This is a genomic window from uncultured Imperialibacter sp. (genome assembly GCF_963974565.1).
In the GTDB taxonomy this organism is placed as follows: Bacteria; Bacteroidota; Bacteroidia; order Cytophagales; family Cyclobacteriaceae; genus Imperialibacter; species Imperialibacter roseus.
In genome coordinates this window covers 129,168-152,448 of record NZ_CAXBCJ010000017.1, presented here as the reverse complement: position 1 = coordinate 152,448, position 23,281 = coordinate 129,168, and the positions used below count along the sequence as shown (strand labels likewise).

General features: G+C 47.3%; 14 protein-coding genes. 9 read left to right on the top strand and 5 right to left on the bottom strand.

The window, feature by feature from the left end:
- Positions 1 to 235: 235 nt before the first annotated feature.
- Positions 236 to 1,372 carry a hypothetical protein gene (locus AAC052_RS20980; protein WP_339815368.1) on the top strand — a complete coding sequence of 379 codons (1,137 nt, stop codon included), beginning with the start codon at positions 236 to 238 and terminating at the stop codon, positions 1,370 to 1,372.
- Positions 1,373 to 1,578: 206 nt separating this feature from the next.
- A complete protein-coding gene (locus AAC052_RS20975; protein WP_339815367.1) occupies positions 1,579 to 4,293 on the top strand; it encodes a glycosyl hydrolase in 2,715 nt (904 codons plus the stop codon).
- A gap of 11 nt (positions 4,294 to 4,304) precedes the next feature.
- On the opposite strand, the gene AAC052_RS20970 is transcribed toward AAC052_RS20975, so the two are convergent.
- The 4 genes from AAC052_RS20970 to AAC052_RS20955 form a co-directional block, all read right to left on the bottom strand.
- Positions 4,305 to 4,715, bottom strand: coding sequence for a hypothetical protein (locus AAC052_RS20970; RefSeq protein ID WP_317490945.1), 411 nt, complete (start codon positions 4,713 to 4,715; stop codon positions 4,305 to 4,307).
- Positions 4,716 to 4,869: 154 nt separating this feature from the next.
- Positions 4,870 to 6,228 carry a hypothetical protein gene (locus tag AAC052_RS20965; protein WP_339815365.1) on the bottom strand — a complete coding sequence of 453 codons (1,359 nt, stop codon included), beginning with the start codon at positions 6,226 to 6,228 and terminating at the stop codon, positions 4,870 to 4,872.
- Between the two features lie 72 nt (positions 6,229 to 6,300).
- Positions 6,301 to 7,164: a sulfurtransferase gene (locus tag AAC052_RS20960; protein ID WP_317490943.1), complete on the bottom strand. Its 864-nt coding sequence runs from the start codon at positions 7,162 to 7,164 to the stop codon at positions 6,301 to 6,303.
- A gap of 114 nt (positions 7,165 to 7,278) precedes the next feature.
- Complete coding sequence (locus AAC052_RS20955; RefSeq protein ID WP_317490942.1) at positions 7,279 to 8,295, bottom strand: LacI family DNA-binding transcriptional regulator; 1,017 nt, start codon at positions 8,293 to 8,295, stop codon at positions 7,279 to 7,281.
- A 153-nt stretch (positions 8,296 to 8,448) separates the two neighbouring features.
- Here AAC052_RS20955 and AAC052_RS20950 point away from each other — a divergent pair, with 153 nt between their 5' ends.
- The 6 genes from AAC052_RS20950 to AAC052_RS20925 all read left to right on the top strand — a co-directional run bounded on the left by AAC052_RS20950 (position 8,449) and on the right by AAC052_RS20925 (position 20,603).
- Positions 8,449 to 9,039: an RNA polymerase sigma-70 factor gene (locus AAC052_RS20950; protein ID WP_317490941.1), complete on the top strand. Its 591-nt coding sequence runs from the start codon at positions 8,449 to 8,451 to the stop codon at positions 9,037 to 9,039.
- Positions 9,040 to 9,217: 178 nt separating this feature from the next.
- Entirely contained in the window at positions 9,218 to 12,283 is a 3,066-nt protein-coding gene (locus AAC052_RS20945) for a TonB-dependent receptor (RefSeq protein WP_339815363.1), read from the top strand.
- 23 nt (positions 12,284 to 12,306) lie between these two features.
- Entirely contained in the window at positions 12,307 to 14,076 is a 1,770-nt protein-coding gene (locus tag AAC052_RS20940; RefSeq protein WP_339815362.1) for a RagB/SusD family nutrient uptake outer membrane protein, read from the top strand.
- A 267-nt stretch (positions 14,077 to 14,343) separates the two neighbouring features.
- Positions 14,344 to 17,721 carry a VCBS repeat-containing protein gene (locus AAC052_RS20935; RefSeq protein WP_339815361.1) on the top strand — a complete coding sequence of 1,126 codons (3,378 nt, stop codon included), beginning with the start codon at positions 14,344 to 14,346 and terminating at the stop codon, positions 17,719 to 17,721.
- A 6-nt stretch (positions 17,722 to 17,727) separates the two neighbouring features.
- Complete coding sequence (locus AAC052_RS20930; RefSeq protein ID WP_339815360.1) at positions 17,728 to 19,833, top strand: thioredoxin domain-containing protein; 2,106 nt, start codon at positions 17,728 to 17,730, stop codon at positions 19,831 to 19,833.
- Between the two features lie 215 nt (positions 19,834 to 20,048).
- Positions 20,049 to 20,603, top strand: a complete 555-nt coding sequence (locus tag AAC052_RS20925; protein WP_339815359.1) for an FKBP-type peptidyl-prolyl cis-trans isomerase — start codon at positions 20,049 to 20,051, stop codon at positions 20,601 to 20,603.
- Between the two features lie 43 nt (positions 20,604 to 20,646).
- Here AAC052_RS20925 and AAC052_RS20920 read toward each other — a convergent pair whose 3' ends face one another.
- Positions 20,647 to 21,951, bottom strand: coding sequence for a Gfo/Idh/MocA family oxidoreductase (locus AAC052_RS20920; protein WP_317490935.1), 1,305 nt, complete (start codon positions 21,949 to 21,951; stop codon positions 20,647 to 20,649).
- A 273-nt stretch (positions 21,952 to 22,224) separates the two neighbouring features.
- On the opposite strand from AAC052_RS20920, the gene AAC052_RS20915 reads away from it, so the two are divergent.
- A complete protein-coding gene (locus tag AAC052_RS20915) occupies positions 22,225 to 23,277 on the top strand; it encodes a PmoA family protein (protein WP_339815358.1) in 1,053 nt (350 codons plus the stop codon).
- Positions 23,278 to 23,281: the final 4 nt, after the last annotated feature.

Below are 23,281 nucleotides of genomic sequence, written 5' to 3'. Positions count from 1 at the left end.
CAAAACTAAATTGCATAGAAGCTTATGCTTTTACAATCATAAGGCCTAAAGGGCGCATCGATTACTATAGCAGGCCCTTTAAGGATTGAGGGGTGCCCGGCTTAGGGTAAAATGCTCTTAACTTAATAGCATTGAGGAAGACGCTACACGCCCGGGAGATAAGCTCCTAACTGGCAACAGGTTTTTGTTGGCATTATTTCTGGTATCCCTATCTTAGCACCAAAGCCAACCAACCATGAAAAAATATTATCACCTGTTCATTATTTTAGGCGCTGTTGCCATGCTCTCAGGCTGTGCCAGTGGGAAAAAAGCGCTCCAAAAGGGTGACTACGAAAGGGCAGTGTCGCAGGCGATCAACCGGCTCCGGTCCAACGACGGGCAGAAAAAGGCCAAAGCGACGCTCGAAAAAGCCTACAAGTATGCGCTGGAGTCTCACTTGGGAAATATCAAAAAAGCGAAAGCTTCCAACGATATTATGAAGTGGGAGTCGGTTGCGAGAGATTATCAATACATCAATTTTTTAGCTGACGAAATCCAGAGATGCCCTGGCTGCAGGGCGGTAGTGCCCAACCCGGCCCGCTACGATGCTCAGCTGACCGAAGCAAAGAGAAATGCCGCAGAGGTGCACTATAACCTTGGAGTTGAAGCGCTAAAGCGGAAAGAACAACGCACCAAAGCCATTGAAGCACATCAGCATTTTATGGCCGTTCAGGCGCTGACTCCCAGGTTCAAAGACGTGGAAGATATGCTTGGCGAGGCGTTGTACTATGCCACACTCCGTGTGGTAGTGGAGCCAATTCCATCGCCTTCCCGCATGTTCAATATCAAGCACGAGTTTTTCGTCAACAAGATCAATGAATACCTGCACAACACCGTGATCAATCAATATGTGCGGTTTTACACTCCAGGCGAAGCAAATGCCGAGAAGTTGGATTATGTGCATCACATCATCACCATGGAGTTTGACCGCTTCAATCTGGGCAACGTGTACAGCAACAAAACAACCACCGATGTTAGCCGGGACAGTGTGGTGATTGCCACTAAAGACAACGTGAAAATTTATGGCACGGTGAAGGCCAAACTTACCACCAACGAAAAGGCCATTACAGGGAATGGTGTGTTGGATTTTAAGGTGTTCGACAACAGCCTGAATAAAGTAATCACGCAGGAGAAGTTTCCAAGTGAGTACACCTGGTCGATTCGCTGGGCCTCCTTCAATGGCGACGAACGTGCACTCACCGAGGAGCAACTCAAAATGGTGAATACAGTCGAGGCTTCCGCACCCGGTCCTCAGTTTATGTTCGAGGAATTTACGGCACCGCTTTATGATCAGGCCATTAGCAAGATCAGGAGTTATTACCGCAATTTTTGACGGGTTTTCGAACGAATCAATCGTTGTATGGATGCAAACTCAACTGCGTGACGGCAGTCCCGGAGCGCCGCCAGACATAAAATCCCGATTCGATTCAAAAGTTGAATTTCTGATCTGCCCTAATGACAGCATGTCCTGGCTGTTCATTTCCGTCTCCTCAAAAAAATCAATTATATTCATCCCCCTGTTCTAATATACAATCCCTTATGCGCTACCTGCTCATCCTATTACCCTTTGCTCTCCTCCTCTCCTGCCATACTACGCCTCAGCAAGACTGGCCAGCTGAGTCCCTCACCACCAAACCATGGACACGCTGGTGGTGGATGGGCAACGCTGTGGACGATGCCAATATCAGAAAGCAGCTGATCGCCTACCACGAGGCCGGGCTGGGCGGCGTAGAAATCACCCCCATCTATGGTGCTATGGGTTTTGAAGAGCAGTACATCGACCACCTCTCCAAAGACTGGATGGATCGACTGCAAACTGTGATCCGGGTGGCTGACTCCCTGGGCATGGGCGTCGACATGAACCTGGGCACAGGCTGGCCCTACGGTGGCCCGCAGATCACGCCGGAGTATGCTGCCTCCAAAATGATTGTGCAACAATATACCTTGAAAGCAGGGCAAGCACTGAAAGAGAAAATTACTGTCAACGATGAGAAGCAGGCAGCCATGCATCCCAAGCTGGCAACATTAATGGCTTATAGGCCTGAATCAACCATTGACCTGACTGATTCGTTGAATGAGAATGGGTTTTTGCAATGGGTACCCGACGCCAACTATGAGCTCTATGCCATCTTTGCCGGCAAAACGGGGCAAATGGTGAAACGAGCCGCCCCGGGAGGCGCCGGTCTGGTGATGGATCACCTTAATAAAGAATCTTTCCCCGTTTACACAGCCCGATTCGGAGAAGCCTTTGGCACACCCGGCCCCAATATCCGAAGCTTTTTCAACGACAGCTATGAGGTGTACGGCGCCAACTTCACCCCTACATTATTCGATGCCTTTGAGCGCAACCGTGGCTACGACCTCAAACCATACCTGCCCACCCTCCTCAGTAGCGATAGCTCAGCAACTGTTCGCAGGCTCAAGGCCGACTACCGTCAAACTATGGGCGAAATGTTGCTGGCCAACTTCAGTGAGCCCTGGAAAAACTGGATCAACAACCACGGTGCTTTGTCACGCAACCAGGCGCATGGCTCCCCCGCCAACCTGCTGGATGTGTACGCCGCTACTGACATTCCGGAGTGCGAAACCTTTGGCTATTCCGGGTTCGATATTCCCGGCGCCAGGAACTACACCCACTCCAGCCGTCATTTGCCACCGGATCTTTATATGCTCAAGTTTGCTTCCTCGGCAGCCCATGTGGCTGGCAAGCCATTGGTGTCGTCCGAAACATTCACCTGGCTGGGCGAGCATTTCAAAACGCCCCTTTCGCAAACCAAACCCGAGCTCGACCAGGCTTTCCTGGCAGGGGTAAACCACGTGTTCTTTCACGGCACTACCTACAGCCCGGCTGAAGTGCAGTGGCCTGGATGGCTCTTCTATGCCTCCACCAACTTTGCCCCATCCAACAGCTGGTGGCCCCATATCGATGGGCTCACCGGCTACATCAACAGAAGTCAGTCGGTGCTGCAAACCGGACAGGCCGATGGCGACGTGCTGCTCTACTTCCCCTACGACGACGCTGCGTACTTCTCAGGCAAGAAAAGCCTGGAGTACCTGTTCACAGTACACAATATCGATGAGTGGCTGCACCCGACCAACTTTTATGCGACGGCCAAAAGGCTGACAGAAAAAGGCTACCTGGTTGACTATATCTCTGAGAGCTGGCTGGAGAAGCTGGCCGTTCCCAACGGGCAGCTAAGCACCGGCCCCAACGGCACATCATACAAAGCACTGGTCATTCCCAAAATGACTTTTATGTCAACCAAAGCACTGAAAACCCTGCTTAAACTTAAAAAGCAAGGAGCAACTATTATCCTACAGGGGTTGCCGGAAGATGTGCCTGGCCTCCACAATTTGGAGCAGCGAAGGGCAATTCTCGACTCATTAGTGATGGAGCTCGGCACCACCACGAGTCCCGCCGGTAACGTACAGGCATCGTTAACAGCTGCCATGATTCAGCCTGAACGACTGGCGGCTCTCGGCTTGAAGTTTGTACGCAGGGTGGATGGCAACAATACCTATTATTTTATCGTCAACCAGCGACCCGAAGCTTTCGATGGATGGGTGCCATTTAACAAAGCTTTTAAGCAAGCTGTGATACTGGATGCTATGACAGGCCGTGCTGGCAACGCCGAAACAAAGGCCGAAAACGGGCTAACGCAAGTCCGCATGCAAATCAAATCTGGCGAGTCTCTTTTCCTCAAGGTGGGCAACGAAAGCTCTGCTACCGACTGGAGCTATGCCAACGAAACCGGTGGAACCGTTGCGCTCAATGGCCCTTGGACACTTGACTTCAAAGCTGGCGGCCCCAGCCTGCCCGGCAACAAAACCCTGGACAAACTCCAGCCCTGGACAGCCCTTGGAGATTCACTGGCCGACCAGTTTTCCGGTACTGCTACCTACGCTACCCACTTCATCCTGGCTTCAAAAAAGGATGACTACCTTCTACAGCTTGGCGATGTGCGGGAAAGCGCCAAAGTATGGGTGAACGGGCAGTTTGCAGGTAATAGCTGGGCTGTGCCCCACGAGTTGAGGATTGGGAAATACCTAAAAGAGGGCGACAATACCATAGAAATAGAAGTAGTCAACCTGATGGCCAACCGCATTCGCTACATGGACAGGGCTGGGATAGAGTGGCGCAAGTACCACGAAATTAACTTCGTGAATATCGACTATCAGGCGTTCGATGCCAGCAGCTGGGAGGTACAGCCGTCGGGGTTGTTAGGGCCAGTGAAGTTGGTGGAGGTATATTAAGAAGTCGTTGTCTACTCCTTTGCAAACCGATACCGGATTCCCCAGCTACCCCTCAATAGAGGATCGCTGCTTCCGACAATAGCTGCCAATTCCATTTGAAAGCCAAAATTATCCTTTGTGAAAGGATATATATTCATTCCCAGCGGAACAACGATGCCATCCAGTATCTGTACCCTCGCCCCAAGTCCAGTGTAAACATCAACATTCTCATCTTTTTTGAAAATATAGTTGAACGTCAGCTCCAGGCTGGTGTTGTCAAAGTAATTGTCGGTTCCAATCCTCAACTCAGGCAAAAATCTCTCTTTGAATTGGTAATTGATCCCCACAAAAGGAAGGTTGGACTGGTGAATGCTGGCCCCGAACTGGGCATTTGCAAATTGACTCAAAAGACAAAATGCAGCAACAAACAGAATATTTCTCATGTTGTAAGTGTTAGAGTAGCGTAATAGTAATACATCACTTATAGCAAAAATATCTCCAAAAATTATTCGTAATAAGTTTTTGCTACTTTACAGACTAATAAATAGTGCAATATTAGGAAGCTTTACTTTGGAAACATAGCTATATCCGCCGGCTTCACCTGGGCAGCCCTGGTTTCACCTGAAAATAGCCATCATCTTCTTCCTGGGCGGGACTAGTGCTTTTCCTTTCACTTGCATCCAGTTCTCTGAAAAATGGAATGGACGCCCAGCGATTCCTGTACATGGAGGGTGGCCCACCGACCTCCAGCCTGTGCATTCCCATAGGCAGGCTAGAGATGTCGATATAAGCCAGGTAGCCCGGTTGGCTGGTCCGAAGTCGGTAGTGATAAAAAAGTGGGTAATTGATCAACAGGCTATCATCTATATAGATATGGTAGAAATTCTGGATAGCAGGCATATCTCGTGCATCCCTGGTCAAGCCCTTGCTTGCCGCCACCAGCGAATCATAGTTGATATTCGCCCGAATCGAATCTTCCCTCGCTATGCCAGCGGGAATGAATAGTCGGAGCACGTTTCCATCGATAATATCAGAGGGGATTTGCGCCTGATAGGAGAAAAGTTCTTCATTCTGGTCCTCGTAGTAACCGGAATACACCCTTAGCCTTTGATCCCGGGCATGCCAAAAATTTAAGCGTGAAAATGAGCTTCCGTCGTAGACATCACTCGTGGTCTCATCCAATCCAAATAAACTCAAGACAGTAAATAAAGTCAAGATCAGGAAGAGCACCCATTTATTGGAGTTACTGACAAAACCGAAATAGATGGGTCTGTAATACTTACCCAACGTGAGCGCACTGATCGCCACATGGATAGGCCAATAAACTTTACTGATCAAGGTGAACCGACGAAAGAACCCCAGCGTGAGAAAGTCAACTAAACCCAATATGGCAATAACCATCACCACAACCACGTAAATCTCAAATACAAAGCTGTTGGTGAAATTTACACTACCCTGCACCATCACTCCGATGAAAAAGGGTAGAACCAACAACGTGAAAAAATAAAGATAAGCACCCACAATGCTCATGAAGAGCATAAATGACAGGGAAAATAAAGAACTGCAGAGTTTTTCCAGATTGATGATGACCCGCTGAAAAGGTGGGATTTTTTCGATTCTGGTCTTAAATCGGTTTTTAAACTTAAGTTCCTCTACCCTCACTCCGTTAGGAAAAGTATAGCTTAAACCCACCATCCCTACCCAGACACCCCGGCAAATCAAATGAAGGATAAGCCCCAGTATCAGCCAATAGATACCAAGCTTGAGTATGCCCACCAGATTGTCTACGTCAGTTGTAGTGCTATAGAACTGCGACTTAAAAAAAACCAGCACCTTATCAAGCAAAGGAGGCACCTTGAACATGCCAAAAAGAACTATACCCGAAAGCAGCACTTCGGGTTCCCAGCTTCTTTGCTGGAGGTCTTCAAGCCATTTGGGGGGTTCCTCTTTTTCCATAAAAGTTAGGTTCGTTCCGTAAAATACAGCTACCGAATGGCTTCAGAAAACTGTCCGATCCATTTTACGCTGCTAGTGCCCGGCAGTGTCGGCTGTCACCATCTCCTTATTATTCCTGGACCACTCGCTCCATGAGCCTACATACAGTTTTGGAATATCAAGGCCAGCATAGTCGGCGGCCAGCAACAAGTGGCACGCAGTAACGCCCGACCCGCAGTGCACAATTACCTGGTCGGCAGGTGTATTGCCAAATACAGCCTGATACTTGTCTTTTAACGCTTGGGGAGATTTAAAAAGACCATCGCCGGTCAGGTTGTCACTGAAGGGAACATTGATAGCACCGGGAATATGTCCGGCGATCAAATCGATGGGCTCCGTAAGACCGGCATACCTTTTGGCATCCCGAACGTCGATAACAATGTGGTCTTTTGCTTTGGCAACCTTCTCCACCTCCTGCATATCAGCCTGAGGCAATTTCCATTCGACTACCGGATAAGGAGCTACTTTTCCGGGGATTTCCATTTTTGACGACGTAACCAGCCCGGCCTTCTCCGCTGCCAAAAGCCCTCCGTCGAGCACCTGAACTTTGGAGTGTCCAATTGCCCTCAGCATCCACCACAAACGAGCGGCTGCATTAGCACCACCCATGTCGTCATACACCACCACATGACTCCCGGGCGTGATCCCCAACCGGCCCAGCGCCTGCGAAAATTGATCCGCCGTAGGCAATGGGTGCCTTCCCCCTTCTGCTGCATTGGGCTTTACGTTGGCAAGGTCTTTATTAGTGTCAGCAAATAAAGCCCTGTCAAGGTGCTTCGTACTGTAGTTTTCTCTGGCTTTCGGGCCACCGCTTGCATCCACAATTACCAGATTGTCATTCTGATAGATAGCTTGAAGTTCTTTGGCGCTTATAATAGGAGACAATTTGATGTTCATTTGGTCTTTAAGATTCCGGGTAAAATAATTGGCAAAGGGTGTGAGAGCAATATAAGGAAACTTCCTCCAACTAGGTGAGAATCCTCGCCACCGATCGGGTTTTTTAGAAAACCGCTAGTACCGCCTCGACGACTCACGGACAACAAGCCGACTTTTTATAAGTTCTTTCTGCTGAGTGAACTCCTTGGATGAGATTTGTTTTAACAAAATTCTTGTCGCTGCTACTCCCATGTCGAAGGCTGGATGCTCAATACTGCTAAGGGTTGGCTCTACAAAATCGCAGATGACTTCATTGTTAAAGCCCAGCACCGCCACATCTCTGGGGATGTGTAACCCCTTCATTTTTAAAATATGCATCATTTCGAGGGCCGAAATGTCATTGATGGCAAAAATCCCATCTGGTTTCTCCTTTGCATCAAACAGGTACCTGGTGTACTGCTGCACATGCCCAGCCTGGTAGTTGGCTTGCACAATAAGCGACTCTACCACGGGGATATTGTTAGCTTTGAGCGCCTCCAGGTAGCCATTGAGCCTGTTTCGGCTATTAAAAAGATGTGATGGCCCAGCTACAAAAGCAATTCTTTTACAGCCTTGTTGGATCAGGTGCTCTGTTCCCTGAAAACTGATATCAAAATTATCGGAATATACCTGAGACACCGCCAACTCCTCTAATATGCGGTCGAAAAAAACCAGCGGTATGTCCTTATTGATCGCATACTGAAAATGGTCGCTCCGGTCTGTTTGCCTTGACACCGATACCAGCAATCCATCCACCTTGCTCGACATCAGGGTTTGCAAATTATTCTGCTCAAGCGTCAGCGTTTCATTCGACTGGCAAATCATCACATTATACCCGGCACTGTTAGCCACCTCCTGAATCCCTCCTACAGCCTTGGCGAAAAAACGATTAATAGTTTCCGGAATAATCACCCCCAAGGTATTGGTCCGCTGAAGCTTTAACTGCCGTGCCAGTATATTAGGTTGGTAGTCCATTTTAAGCGCCAATTCCTTCACCTTCCTGGCTGTCTCCTGGCTTACATCATAGTGGTTGTTCAAGGCCCTTGATACGGTAGATTTTGATATTCCCAGTGTGCGTGCAATGTCTCGGATGGTAGAGTCAGATTTGCTCATTATTAGATTTTGATAGCTCAATGTAAAGCTAAAAAAAATTTCGGTACCGTTCCCGGGACAGATACCGTTAAAAAAAAATTCTCAAATCTGTTTTGTTCAGATTTTGAGAGTAAATTTATTTCAATCGATTGAAATCGACTACCTACTTAAACAATGCTTATAACCAAAAGAGCTTCAATTACCGGGACAAAATTGGCTCCGTCAAAATCTGTTGACAGTATAGACTGTTTGCTCTGGAGAGTGCTACGTGATGACGACTCTCAGGCGTTTGAAAAATTATTCGTTGTTGGCTATCATCCGCTTCGCAGCTTCTGCGAGAAATTGGTTGAAAATAATGAAGTCGCTGAAGAATTAGTAAGCGAAGTTTTCCTTAAAATCTGGATCAATCGAAATGTGATTGTCATTTCCAGCTCCCCCAAGTCATATCTTTATACAGCGGTCAGAAATATCTCTTTCGATTACCTTAGAAAGGAGAAGAAATACAGCTTCACAAATATCGAGAACGAATTGGCTATTCCCTGCGATCACTTCGACCCGCAGAAACGGTCGGAATATGCTGAATTGCAGGAAAGTATAGATAACGCTGTAGCCAGGTTGCCTAAACAGTGTCGCCTGGTGTTTCAGCTAAGTCGTGACCAGGGCCTGCGCTACGTTGAGATTGCCGATAGGCTTCATCTCAGTGTTAAAACCATTGAAACACAAATGAGCCGTGCTTTAAAGTCATTAAGGAAATCAATAGTATAATTTTTTTTCACCATTAAACTGTCTTCCAGGATAAAGAAGAGTATTTATATGTCGCCAAAACAAAAGAAAAGTAGCTCGATTTTAGTAACTTACTAAGTGCCTCAAAGCCATACTGGCGATAAAGGCGTTGGGTCTAAACAAATTAAATTCATTACATTATTTATAAACCCTACTTACTATGAATGAAATTTTATCAAAATGTAAGCGAGTCCTGTGGTGCTTTCCGGTAGGATTGGCACTTGTTGTGATTTGCTCCGGCCAGGCGATTGCCAGGCAGGATTCGACGGTATCAGGTACGATCACATCTGTAGAAGATGGCTCGGCTCTACCTGGTGTCAACGTGATTGTGAAAGGAACAACCACGGGAACAGTGACAGATATTGATGGGAAATACTCGTTAAGAGTTCCTTCAAGAGACGCCGTTTTGGTGTTTAGTGCCATCGGCTTTTCTACCACAGAAGTGACCGTCGGCTCCCAGTCTCAAATAAGTGTTGGGATGGAAGTGGATGTCAGATCCCTCAGCGAAGTTGTGGTGGTTGGATACGGAACCCAGGATAAGCGGGACGTAACAGCATCTATCGCTTCTATTGATGGCGAAGCGCTTACCAGAATACCCACAGGTAACGCAATGGAAGCCATGAAAGGCCAAATAGCTGGCGTTGACGTTCTGGCAAATGGTGGCCGTCCAGGCCAGGGGCCGAAAATCACCATTCGTGGTAGAAGATCACTGACTGCTACAAACGACCCACTCTTCGTAGTGGACGGTATACCGATGACTTCTGGCACTAACTCAATTCAGGACTTTAACCCCTCAGACATCGAGTCTATGGAAGTGCTGAAAGATGCAGCTGCAACAGCCATTTATGGATCAAGAGGCTCTAACGGTGTAATTCTTATTACTACCAAAAGAGGCAAGCCTGGTAAAACTTCGGTTACCTACACCAGCACTTACGCTGCAACTACTCCTTTCAAAACCATCCCTATGATGAATGGTGCTGAATTTGCCGACTTGAAGCGTGAAGCAAACAGGGTAGATGCCAATGGTGCATCTGGCAGAGGTGCCTGGGGCGATGCCGGCTCTTCAATTCCGGCTGACGATGCAGTGTTCGTTGACCCGGTTGAGTTGCTTTCGGCACAAACAGGTCGATCTACCGATTGGCAAGACTTGATCTACCAAAACGGTTCTCAAATGAACCAACAAATCAGCGTGAACGGTGGTACAGAAAAAACACAGGTAAGTTTGTCTCTTAGCTACTTCAAGGAAAATGGATTGGTTGAAGGAACCGACTTCGGAAGATATACTGCACGTGTGAATGTTGACCATCAGATCAACAAAATATTCAAAGTAGGCATGTCTTCTTTGTATTCGCATTCAACGCAGAACTGGGGGTCAGGGGCAACTATTTCTGAGGCGGTTAACCAAACTCCACTTGGAATGCCTTACGATGATGAAGGGAATCTCATCTTCCTTCCTATTTCAGATGGTATCCGTACCAACCCTTTGAATGAATTGGTACCTGGTAAATACATAGACGAAAGAACAATCAACAGACTATTCTCATCTGTGTATGCTGAAGTGCAAATCTTAGACGGCCTTAAATACAAGTTCCTGATCGGACAGGATTATCAGGCTTGGGAAAGAGGCCGTTTCGAAGGTCAATTCACTCAGGCCCGTAAAAACGGTACACCTGCTGCCGGACTTTTCAACCAACAGAGCTTTGGTTATACTCAGGAAAACCTGCTGACTTACAACAAATCATTCGGAGATCACAGCCTTGGTTTGACAGCACTGCAAAGCTCTGCACAGCAAGATTCAACAAGATCAGGTTTGGTTGCGATCAATCTACCCTACGAAACAGCGCAATGGTACAACCTCGGTCTGGGTACTATCTCCGACTATGGCTCACGTCTTGAGAGTTACAGACTACTTTCATACATGGGAAGAGTGAACTACTCATTCAAAGGCAAATACCTTTTCCAGGCGAGTATGCGTTGGGATGGTTCTTCTCGTTTGGCTGAAGGTAACAAGTGGAATGCTTTCCCTGGTATATCAGTAGGATGGAGAATGAAAGATGAGGCGTTCCTTTCTGGGGTTAACCTTATCAGTGATTTGAAGCTAAGGGCTTCCTACGGAAAAGTAGGAAACACAGCAGTATCACCCTACCAGACACAGGGTGCGCTCAACCAGTCGGTATATAGCTGGAACGAGGCCGATGCAAGAGGATTTGCACTTGGCGGCATCCCTAACCCGGATCTGAGCTGGGAATACTCAGCAACTACCGACGTAGGTTTCGATTTTGGACTCTTCAACAACAGGTTGACGGGTACATTTGATTACTACCACACTTCAACTGGCGTTTCATTGCTTCTAAGAAGAGCACTACCTCCTACATCTGGTTACACCTCTATTCTTCAGAACATTGGTGGAACGGAAACCAATGGGTATGAAATCACTTTGGGAGCTACCATCCTCGACATGTCAAATGGACTGAAGTGGAATGCTGACTTCAATATGGGCCACTACTCGGAGAAAATTGTTGACCTTGCCCAAAGAGACGCAGATGGCAATAAGATAGACGACGTAGGTAGTGGTTGGTTCATCGGACAGCCTATTCGTACATTCTATGACTATGAGAAAATAGGCATCTGGCAGGTATCTGAAAAAGATGAGGCTGCTGCGTTTATGGGTGCTGTACCTGGCGAGATCAAGATAAAAGACCAAGATGGTGATGGTAAGTTCACCCCGGATGACCGTAAGATACTGGGTAACGACGTACCGGCTGCCTACGGTGGATTAACCAACACTTTAAGCTTTAAAGGTTTTGACCTGTCATTCTTTTTCTACTATCGCCTTGGCTTTATGATCGACTGTCAGTTTTGCCAGGGCCAGGCAAGTATGCAGGCCCGTTACAACAACCTGAAAGTTGATTACTGGACCATTGATAACCCTACCAACGACTACCCAAGACCTAACAAAAATCAGGAAGGTATTACCAACGGTAGCACGCTTAGGTACAGAGATGGAGGCTATGTGAAGCTTAGAAACATCACACTAGGTTACAGATTGCCATCAAGCGTGCTTGAAAAGCTGAGGTTCAGCAATGTGAGAATCTATGCAACGGCTCAAAACCCTATGGTTTGGTCTAAGTTCAAGTTATTTGATCCGGAAAGAGCTGATGACTTGGGATCTGGTGAGATGCCTTCCAACCAGCTATTCATGGGTGGACTTAGTGTAACATTTTAAGGGGAATCAAAACCGAGAAAATAATGAAGAATAATAAAAATATAAAATCGATAATACTGGCGCTGGCGCTGATAGCGTTCACTGCTCAGTCTTGTTCTGACTTCCTCGATGAAAAGCTGATTTCAGATGTTTCGGCTGGAAGTTACTACACTACAGCAGCCGGTTTGGAAGATGCTGTAGATGCCACTTACTCGTTCTTGCGTGAAATCCACAGTAATGAGCGTGCCTACATGCTGACCATTTTTGGTACAGACACACACACAAACGGTGCTGATGGTGGTTACAAATCATTCAACTTTTACGATAATGGTTTGAACCCTACTGTAAACATTCTTGATCAGCAGTGGACTTTCCTTTATCAGGGAATCAATCAGGCCAATGCGGTATTGAACCGTTCGGAAGCAGTATCAGATATGAGTGATGCATTAAAAACCCAGCGCCAGGCCGAGGCACGTTTTCTAAGGGCTTACTACTATTTCTACCTGGTGCAAACCTGGGGTGATGTTTACCTTACCCTTGAGGAAACCATCGGTGCAGAAGTAGAAGCTGCTCCTTCACCTCAATCGGCTGTTTATGCAGATGGCATCATTCCTGATCTCGAGTTTGCGATTGCCAATTTGCCAGATGCGCAAAGCGACTATGGCCGTGCTACAAAGGGAGCAGCTCAGTTTCTATTAGCCAAGGCGTATCTAACACGAGGCCAGCAGTCTTTTGGCTCTCCTGCAGATTTTGCAAGCGCTAATACTTTGTTTTCAAATGTGATCAATGACCACGGTTATGCGTTGGTTGAATCTCACGATGCGCTGTGGGATCAGGACAATCAGATCAATTCAGAAATCATTTGGGCGGTGCAGTACGCTACTGATCTTATCCTGAACGGTGGTAATGGTGGCGTAGGTAACAGGGGCCATCTTTATTTCTTGATGGAATATGACATCCGTGCGGGTATGATTCGTGATATTGAAGGTGGTCGCCCGTTCAAGCGTTTCAGACCAACTGATTATATGAATTCTGTTTGGGCAGAAGACAGGGATATTGATGCCAGGTACGATCAGACCTACAAGCATGCTTATATCAGTAATAACCCCAAAAGCATTCCTAAGTGGGAACAAGTGCATGTAACCAACGGAGCTAAGAAGGCAGATGGTTCAACCGTTACTGCAAGCGACATAGGAACAGACAGATTCACAGTTGGAGATACAGCGATATATGTTCCAGGGCCTGGCAAAGACGCTGAGTGGATGACCGGTAAGAAATTCCAGGTTCGCTACAACGTAATCACTCAGGATCCGGCTTTTGATGGCGACCAGTATTTCTATACAGAAAGATTGTTCCCTACTTTGAAAAAGTTCATTGATCCCCGCAGACCGACTATCCAGTGGGAACGTGGGTCAAGAGACTGGTTCGTGATGAGACTGGCTGATGCCTATCTGCTTCGTGCTGAAGCTCGCTTCCTGGCTGGAAACAGTGCCGGAGCTGCCGACGATATCAACGTGGTAAGAACAAGAGCTGCCAAAGACGGCATGGAGGCAGCGATGCAAATCACCGCAGCTGATGTCGACATCGACTTTATCCTGAGAGAGCGTGCTCTCGAATTGGATGGCGAACAGTGTCGCTGGTTTGACCTGGTAAGAACAGGAAAACTGGTGGAGTATGTTAGAGCCTACAACCCGCTTGGGGCAGGCAATATTCAGGACTACCACACCAAACGTCCGATACCGCAGACACAGATAGACAGAACTGTTGGTGGATACCCTCAGAACTGTGGCTATCCGGGAGCAGATTGTAATTAAACTTCAGTAATAATTAAATAGCAGTTTTTGATGGGCCGGGCATATTGCCTGGCCCTTCTTATTTTATTGAGGAGTGTCAACGAATCAATTTGACTAATTGATTCCACCAGTTTCATAAATGCTTTGGGCTGTGAGAAAAGAGAAAGACTGGTGAACATCCTTTAGTCTTGCAAAGCGCTTAACTTTGACCTAATTTTAAAAGAGCAGGTAATTCAGTCAACAACCATTGGATTTCGGCTGACTGCCTACCCAAATCATATTGCCGTTATGCTGTTTAAACTACAAATACATCTAACCTCCATTTTCGGAGCACTTCTGCTTTTATCGATACTTGCGGCCTGCGAAACCAAGACGGATGTCGTCTCGACGCCTGAAGAGAAGAAGGAAGAACCTGTTTTTAAAAGGCTCCCCGGGACCAGCAGCGGAGTTACTTTCCGCAACGACGTGGATGAGAACTACGACAACTACTTCGATAATTTCGCCTACGTGTACAATGGTGGCGGCGTTGGTATTGGAGACATCAACAATGATGGACTCGCTGACATATATTTTACAGGTAATGAAGTGCCTAACAAGCTTTACCTCAACGAGGGGGACCTGAAATTCAAAGACATTTCTCAATCAGCAGGCGTGGAAGGCAATGGCCGGTGGAACAACGGCGTGACCATGGTAGACATCAATGGCGACGGCTTGCTTGACATATACGTCTGCAAGGGCGGCTATCACGATAGCGAAGAAGAAAGAACCAACTTACTATATATCAATCAGGGAGACCTGACCTTCAAGGAACAGGCAAAGGAGTTCGGGCTTGACGAGTCTGGCTACTCCATACATGCGTCATTTTTTGATATGGACAATGACAACGATCTGGATGTTTACCTGACTAACAGGCCGGATTCGTTCGACCTTCCACTCACTGAAATGATCCGGCAAAAAAAGCTGTCTCCCTCCTTCAGCAGAGATAAGCTATACGAAAACGAGAATGGCAAGTTCCGTGAAATCGGTGCCCAGGCTGGCATCAAAAACAATTTCGGCTATGCGCTCAGCGTAGTTACCGCTGACTTTAATGGTGATGGTTATACCGATATTTTCGTTGCTAATGACTTTGCCGAGGGTGACTATATGTACATCAACCAGAAAAACGGCACTTTCAAAGAACAGATCAAAGAAACCACCAACCACATCTCGATGTACTCGATGGGTACTGATGTGGCAGACATCAACAACGATGGGCTGGAAGATATTATGGTTACCGAAATGCTTCCCGAAGATTACAAGCGATCAAAGGTATCCATGCCCTCAATGGACGTCGAAGGGTTTTACAATATTGTGAACGGAGGCATGCACAAGCAGTACATGCACAATGCGCTCCACCTAAATCAGGGGAATTCATTCTTTGGCGACATTTCGCAAATGGCCGGAGTGTCCAAAACTGAATGGAGCTGGTCGGTACTGATGTCTGATTTTGATAACGACGGATACAGAGATGTTTTTGTGGCCAATGGCTATCGCCGTGATGTGTTTGATGGGGATCTTGACAAGAAACTGCGGGATTTTGTTCTAAAAAACAAAAGCAAATACACGTCGATGAACGACATGCTTAAAAATGGTTACAAGGATTTCATTGAGGTATATGATCCCATTAAGGTGAAAAACTACCTTTTCAGAAACACCGGCAACCTGCATTTTGAAAACGCAATAGACTCATGGGGCTTTGATGAAACCAGCTTCTCCAATGGTGCAGCGGTGGGCGACCTGGACAATGATGGAGACCTGGAACTTGTCATCAACAACCTGGATGACGAAGCTTTCATCTACGAAAACACTTCGTCTGATCGCAATAATTACCTGAAGGTAAAGCTCGACGGGCCTGCTACGAATGCAGATGGCATGGGAGCTAAAGTCACCATATACTACGATGGCAAAATTCAGTTTTTCGAGAACAAAACTGTAAGGGGTTATCTTTCGTCAAACGACCCAATAGTCCATTTCGGTCTGGGTCAAGCTGCTGGCATCGACAGCCTTAGAGTTTCATGGCTTGATGGCATGCAGAATACTATGTCTATTGCTGGCGTCAATCAAACAGTTGTTGTTTCCTACGAGAAAGCAGTGAAGCCAAAGAAACTTCCCGCTTCAAAGGAGTTATTGTTTCAGGCCTCGCCGGGGATACTAGCGGAAACTTTTGTGCACGAGGAAAACGAAGTGAATGAATACAAGGAGCAGACGCTACTCCCACACAATTTCTCGATGAGCGGGCCTTTCATGTCAACTGGTGATGTGAACGGAGATGGAGAAGGCGATCTATTCATTGGTGGTGCTTCTGGCCAGGCCGGGCAGCTTTACATACAGTCAAAAGGCAAGCTGGTTAAAAAATCTACAGCCGCCTTTGCAGCAGACAAAAGCTATGAGGACATGGGATCCACATTGTTCGATGCTGATGGCGATGGAGACCTTGATCTCTATGTTGTGAGTGGAGGAAGCGAGTTTCCTGACAAAGCCGAGCAATACAAGGACAGGCTTTATTTGAATGATGGGAAAGGCAACTTTGCCAAGTCAGCAACCATCAACACGCAAAGCAGCGGATCGGTGGTAGTGCCTTATGACATTGACGGCGATGGCGACCTTGATCTTTTCCGTGGTGGGCACGTTATCACCGGTGCCTACCCCTACTCGCCCAGAAGCTATGTGTTGATTAATGAGTCCGGACAATTCATCGATCAAACCAAGGCACTCGCACCAGACCTTACCGACGTGGGCATGGTAACCTCTGCCATCTGGGCCGATTTGAATGGAGATAAAACAGCCGAGCTGGTGATTGTAGGCGAATGGATGCCTGTGATGGTATTTGCCAACGTTAACGGGAAGCTAAAAAACGCCACCGTGATCTACGGACTTGACAAAACAGAAGGCTGGTGGAACAAAGTGGTGGCCAACGATATTGACGGCGATGGTGATCAGGATTTGATTGTTGGAAACCTGGGCGAGAACTACAAGTTCAAAACCAACTTAGAAAAACCATTTCAGGTGTTTGCCAAAGATTTTGACAACAACGGGACTAATGATATTTTCCTGGCCCGTTATTACAACGACTCTGTTTTGGTGCCCGTTCGTGGTATCGAATGCAGCTCCGGCCAGGTGCCATCCATTCGACAAAAATTCCCCAGCTACCTCTCCTTCGCAAGCTCGGATCTTCAGTCGATTTTAGGGCCGGGAATGAACTCAGCGCTGAATAAAAAAGTCTATACTTTTTCAAATGCCATTCTGGTGAACAATGACGCAAAGTTTGAAAGTAAAAAACTGCCTATCGAAGCGCAGCTTTCAGCGGTCAACGGCATACTCGTAGAGGATTTTGATGGCGATGGCATCAAAGACCTTCTTGTGGCAGGCAACAAGTTCGACACAGAAGTAGAAACCACTCCCAATGATGCCTCGCCCGGAGCGTTTTTGAAAGGGCTTGGTAACTTCGAATTCAAGGCAGCGGGAAGCCTTCAAAGCGGCTTCTTTGTACCCTTCAACGTCAAAGATGTGCAAATGATCAAGTCTGGAAAAAATTGGCTGGTGCTTGTTTCATCCAATAATGACATGCTAAGGGTTTTTTCGACCTCCCGGGCCACCTCTGATGAAAAAGTAGCGCTCAATAAATAGTTGGATATGCGTGTAGAGAGAAAAGGATGGGCCTGGGTGGTGCTCACAGCCCTGGTTTGTGCAGGATGCAGTTCGCCGGCGACAGAAAACACCGTATCACTCAATCGCCTGGCGAAAGCGAGCAGCCCCTACCTGCGTGAACACGCCGACAACCCCGTGGACTGGTACGAATGGGGAGACGAGGCCCTGACGAAAGCGACCAGTGAAAGCAAGCCGCTGATCATCAGCATTGGCTATGCTTCGTGCCACTGGTGCCATGTGATGGAGGAAGAGTCTTTTATGGACACCACGGTGGCTCGCATCATGAATGATAATTTTGTAGCAATCAAAATCGACAGAGAAGAGCGGCCCGACGTCGATCAGGTATACATCGACGCCGCCCAACTTATCTCAGGCCGTGCTGGTTGGCCGCTGAATGCATTTGCTCTACCAAACGGCAAGCCATTCTACGCAGGCACCTATTTTCCGAAAGACCAATGGATCAACTTGCTGAATCAAATCACCGAGGCATACAAGTCTGATCGATTGAATGTAGACAAACAGGCAGCCGCCGTCACTGAAGGCATCCTTGAAAACAACATGATTGCTTCAGCTGAGTCAGAAGCAAATACCGAGCTACTTCAAACCTATCAAGGCATATTCACTAACTGGGAGCCAGAGCTAGATTATTTATCTGGCGGCCTGGCAGGGGCACCCAAGTTTCCAATGCCCGTCGTTTGGGAATTCCTGCTTCAGGAGCACCGCCAAAACAATAGTGAACGTGCCCTGAAAGTGGTCAGCACTACCCTCGATGCTATGGCTGCCGGTGGAATTTACGATCACCTGGCGGGAGGGTTTGCCAGGTACTCGACAGATGCAGAGTGGAGAGTACCTCACTTTGAAAAAATGCTGTACGACAATGGCCAACTGGTTAGCCTGTACGCCCATGCTTATCAGTTAACGAAAAATGAGGCTTATGCTCGTGTGGTGGAAGAAACACTTTCGTTCGTGGGCGACGAACTTACCTCGCCGCAGTCTGGCTTTTACTCCTCACTGAATGCCGATAGCGAAGGTGAAGAAGGCACATTCTACGTGTGGACAAAAGCTGAAATAGAAGCGCTTCTTGACACAAAATCGGCGGAGCTCTTCTGCGACTATTACGGCATCACTCCCGAAGGCAATTGGGAGCATGGGAAGAACGTCTTGTACAGGCAAACCGGCCTGTCAAAGCTGGCCACAAAGCCTACGCTGACCGCAGATGCGGCAACAACGGCAATTGAAAAGTCGAGAAAACGACTTCTAGCAGCCAGAAATAAGCGGATCCGGCCGTCGCTGGATGATAAGATACTCACCTCCTGGAACGCCCTGATGCTGTCGGGTTACATAGATGCCTACTGGGCGTTCGGCAAACCAGAGTACCTCGATATTGCCCTTAGAAATGCTGACTTTCTAAAGAAAAACATGATAAGAAGCGACGGCGGACTGTGGCGAAGCTATACAAATGGCGGGCCGTCGATCGAGGCCTTCCTCGACGACTACGCTTTCCTCTCGCTGGCATTCATCCAGCTTTATCAGGCTACTTTCGATATTAGCTGGCTTGAGCAGGCCCGCAGCCTTGCCGACTATGCCGTCACACACTTTCACGATACATCTACTGCCTTCTTCTACTACACATCCAATAAGTCGGAGCAGCTGGTGGCGAGGAAATTCGAAATCGCCGACCAGGTAATCCCCTCGTCGAACGCAGCTATTGCCGAAGTACTTTTCAAACTCGGGCATTACTATGAATCTGCGGCGTATCTGGACATGAGTATGAAAATGGTGAGCTCACTTTCAAAAGACTTCACCCAAAGCGGCCCTTACTTTGCCAAATGGGCGAGCTTGATGGGCTTGCTGCTGAACGAACCCTTTGAAGTTGCAGTGATGGGGCCAGATGCACTGGAAAAAAGCCGGCTTTTAATGAAGGAGTATCACCCAGGAATGCTGCTTATGGGAGGGGACAGTGAAAATCTTCCCCTGCTTGAAAATAAGCTTGTAGAGGGCGAAACCATCATTTATGTATGTCAAAACAAAGTATGCAAGCTTCCGGTAAAAAGTGTGGAACAGGCGTTGAAGCAGCTAAGTGGCAATTAAACCTATCACTATTGAACTCATGAAGTCAAGACTTGATTGTGTTTTCCTGGAATTGACAGGTAATTTTTGCGCCTTCCTGCCGAAAACAGCCTATTAAAAGATTCATTTCTTCTAACTTTGAACCAATAAAATCACCGTTGCCTTTAAACCATTTGAGACTGTGAGGGTCTTATCAACTATTATGGTTAGCCAACTTTAAACAGAAAACTTAACTAATGAGGATTGAACTAAACAGAACCTTTGCCTTGAGAGCAAATATTTTACTGGCAGCATTCATTTTTCTCTTTTCAAGCTGCAACAAAGAAGTGGCCGAAACCGTCACAGCGCAAGACCTATTGGACAGCGCCCTGAAAAATGTAGACCAAACTCAGCTGGATATTGACACAAAGATCATTGACGATTCGCTGGCCGTTTGGGGTCTTACCGACGTTATTTTAACAGAACCACAGGGTGTTCGATACAAAATTGATACTCTGGGCAATGGAGAGAAGCCCAAATTGGAGAGTATCGTATGGATCAAGTACTCTGGCAAACTGCTCAGTACTGGCGAAGAATTCGACGCTGGCGATAAACTGGAAACCTACCTTTACAGACTAATAGCCGGCTTCCAGACAACATTGCCGCTCATTCCGAACGGGTCTACAATTACATTATACATCCCATCAGGACTTGGGTACGGAGCAAATGATGTCCGTGACAGTTCCGGCAAAGTGGCCATCCCAAAAAACTCCAATCTCATCTTTGACATTGAGCTGTTTGGCGTTTTTTAAGGACAGCCTTTCAAACTGAAAATGCACCGGGGTTTCCTATGCCTTAGATCTTTTTTGGAATAGCGTAAGGTGCCCGGTACTCCCTTTTCGTCATAGCATTGGCTTCATCGTCACCTGGGAACGTCTCCGTTTTTGGGTCGAAGGTCAAAACACGGCCAGTGTGATAGGCAATATTCCCCAGGTGAGCCAGGCCTGACGACAGATGAGCCGTCTCAACAGGTGCATTGCACATAGCTGGATTTTTGGCCAGCACTGCATCGACAAAATTTTGATAGTGGCTGCCGCCCTCTTTTCTTGTTGGCCCAGGTGTCTTGTCCTTGCCCAAAAACGTCTGGTACTCATTGTATCCATTCACCACCATGTACCCCTCGCTTCCGTAAAAGATGTTTCCAATGCCGACCCCATCTTCCTTGTTAGTCATCCATGGGCGAACCTCGAACTGAATCATCTTCTTTTGATCCGGGTAGTGGTAGGTGGAAGTCAACACTTCAGGGGTTTCTTTGTAATCATCCCACAGGAACTTCCCTCCCATCGATGCGATCTGGGTAGGCAATCCCACGTCCAGCCCCCACATGCACAGGTCGGTTTCGTGAATGCCCTGGTTGCCTACGTCGCCATTGCCATAGTTCCAACTCCAGTGCCAGTTGTAGTGCACGTAGTTTCTGGAGAAGTCCCGCATCTCGGCAGGGCCAGTCCAAAGATCGTAGTCGAGTCCTGCTGGCACAGGCTCGGTTCCTTTGTCACCAATATCAGGCCTCCACTTAAACACAAGTCCCCTGGCCATATAAACATTACCAATGAGTCCGTCACGCAGGTGCTGAATAGCCTCTTGCATGGCTACTGAGCTCCGAAGCTGCACGCCGTGCTGAACCACACGGTTGTACTTTTTGGCGGCTTCAATCAATTTCTTACCCTCGTAAAGGTTATGAGTCCCTGGCTTTTCCACGTAAACATCCTTGCCTGCCTGCATGGCCCAAATGGCGGCTAGCGTGTGCCAGTGATTTGGTGTGGCAATGCTCACTGCGTCAATGTTTTTGTCGTTAAACACCTTTCTCAAGTCCTGCTCCATTTTCACTTTAGCGCCATATGTCGCCTCAAATTCTCCAGCCCTGGTGGTCAGGATATTTTTATCAGGGTCACATAGTGTCGCCACCTGAGCGTTTTCAAGGCCCTGAAATCCCTTGATGTGATCTTTCCCTCTGCCGTTTACGCCAAGTACAGCCACCTGCACCTTGTCGTTGGCTCCAAAGGCACTTGATGGAATAATGGTGGGGAAGCCCAGCACAATGGCAGCTCCCGTGGTGTTTTTAATAAACTTTCTTCGGGTGAATGGTTCTGGCTTTTTCATAATAGTAAAGTAGGTTTTTATAATATTGCGAATCGCTTTTCATTCGTTAAGTGAAAGTGAAATGAGAAAGGCTTGTTCGGCGCCGGAAAGTAGGGAAAACCCTACAAAAAAGGCGCTTGACTACTATAAGACGGATTTTTCCCTTATCACCCTTAGCTTGTTCTTTTGCTCCAGAAAAAAGCGAGGAACATGTAAGGATCGGCCATGAAAATTTCGTCATAACTATGACAATCCGTAAACTCATCCAAAATCAAAATATAAATTACATCATTAATGGATTTACTAGGTAAAATAGCAAAAACAGGTGCTGCGTTATTCCTGTTTACACTGATCGCCCACGTTGGGTATGCGCAAATGAAGGGTGTGAAGTTTGTAACTGACGAAAAGAACAAAAAGGTAGATGTGATGATAGATGGAAAACTCTTCACATCTTATATCTATCCCGAGGATCTGGACAAACCTGTACTTTATCCGATATATACCGCAAACGGGACGGTGATTACCAGAGGCTTCCCCAGAAATCCAAGAGCAGGAGAGCGGGTAGACCACCCTCACCATGTTGGGCTATGGTTCAATTATGGAGATGTAAACAATCTTGACTTTTGGAACAACTCGTATGCCATTCCTGCTGATCAAAAGAAGGATTATGGCAGCATCCGCCATCAAAAGGTAATAAAAGCAGAGGGCGGCAAAACCAAAGGCACATTGGTGGTGCAATCGAACTGGGTTGACAACTCAGGGAAGGTGCTCATAGTTGAAGAAACAACGTTCATATTTTCAGGAACCGACGACCTTCGTACTATCGATCGTACAACGAAGCTCACAGCTCAAAAAGACAAAGTGGTTTTTGAGGAGTCGAAGGAAGGCATGATGGGTATCAGATTAGATCGGGCATTTGAAGAGCCCAGCAACAAGCCGGAAGTGTTTACCGACGCAGCAGGAAACCCAACCACCGTAGCCGCCCTTAACAACGAAGGCGTGAATGGTGTGTACAGAAACAGCGGCGGGCTTGAAAAAGGTGACGTATGGGGCAAGCGTGCCGACTGGGTCAGCCTTTCTGCTACCAAAGGAAACGAAGATATTACCATTGCCATGGTGGACAACAAGAAAAACATGGGCTATCCGGCACACTGGCATGCTCGTGGCTACGGGTTGTTTGCTGTCAACAATCTCGCATCCAAGTCATACGTTCCCACCGATCCGGAGTTCACTACCACACTGAAGCCAGGTGAATCAATTGTTTTCAACCACAGGGTACTGCTCAGCTCCGGTAAGTTTTTGAGTGATGAAGAAATGAACAAACAGTTCAAAGAGTTTAACAAGTAGGCAA

What these genes read in the sequence shown, in the direction of transcription:
- AAC052_RS20940 (WP_339815362.1), top strand. Translation starts at nt 12,307, where the DNA reads ATGAAGAATAATAAAAATATAAAATCGATAATACTGGCGCTGGCGCTG.
- AAC052_RS20970 (WP_317490945.1), bottom strand. Translation starts at nt 4,715, where the DNA reads ATGAGAAATATTCTGTTTGTTGCTGCATTTTGTCTTTTGAGTCAATTT.
- AAC052_RS20980 (WP_339815368.1), top strand. Translation starts at nt 236, where the DNA reads ATGAAAAAATATTATCACCTGTTCATTATTTTAGGCGCTGTTGCCATG.
- AAC052_RS20950 (WP_317490941.1), top strand. Translation starts at nt 8,449, where the DNA reads ATGCTTATAACCAAAAGAGCTTCAATTACCGGGACAAAATTGGCTCCG.
- AAC052_RS20915 (WP_339815358.1), top strand. Translation starts at nt 22,225, where the DNA reads ATGGATTTACTAGGTAAAATAGCAAAAACAGGTGCTGCGTTATTCCTG.
- AAC052_RS20955 (WP_317490942.1), bottom strand. Translation starts at nt 8,295, where the DNA reads ATGAGCAAATCTGACTCTACCATCCGAGACATTGCACGCACACTGGGA.
- AAC052_RS20975 (WP_339815367.1), top strand. Translation starts at nt 1,579, where the DNA reads ATGCGCTACCTGCTCATCCTATTACCCTTTGCTCTCCTCCTCTCCTGC.
- AAC052_RS20920 (WP_317490935.1), bottom strand. Translation starts at nt 21,951, where the DNA reads ATGAAAAAGCCAGAACCATTCACCCGAAGAAAGTTTATTAAAAACACC.
- AAC052_RS20935 (WP_339815361.1), top strand. Translation starts at nt 14,344, where the DNA reads ATGCTGTTTAAACTACAAATACATCTAACCTCCATTTTCGGAGCACTT.
- AAC052_RS20960 (WP_317490943.1), bottom strand. Translation starts at nt 7,164, where the DNA reads ATGAACATCAAATTGTCTCCTATTATAAGCGCCAAAGAACTTCAAGCT.
- AAC052_RS20945 (WP_339815363.1), top strand. Translation starts at nt 9,218, where the DNA reads ATGAATGAAATTTTATCAAAATGTAAGCGAGTCCTGTGGTGCTTTCCG.
- AAC052_RS20925 (WP_339815359.1), top strand. Translation starts at nt 20,049, where the DNA reads ATGAGGATTGAACTAAACAGAACCTTTGCCTTGAGAGCAAATATTTTA.
- AAC052_RS20930 (WP_339815360.1), top strand. Translation starts at nt 17,728, where the DNA reads ATGCGTGTAGAGAGAAAAGGATGGGCCTGGGTGGTGCTCACAGCCCTG.
- AAC052_RS20965 (WP_339815365.1), bottom strand. Translation starts at nt 6,228, where the DNA reads ATGGAAAAAGAGGAACCCCCCAAATGGCTTGAAGACCTCCAGCAAAGA.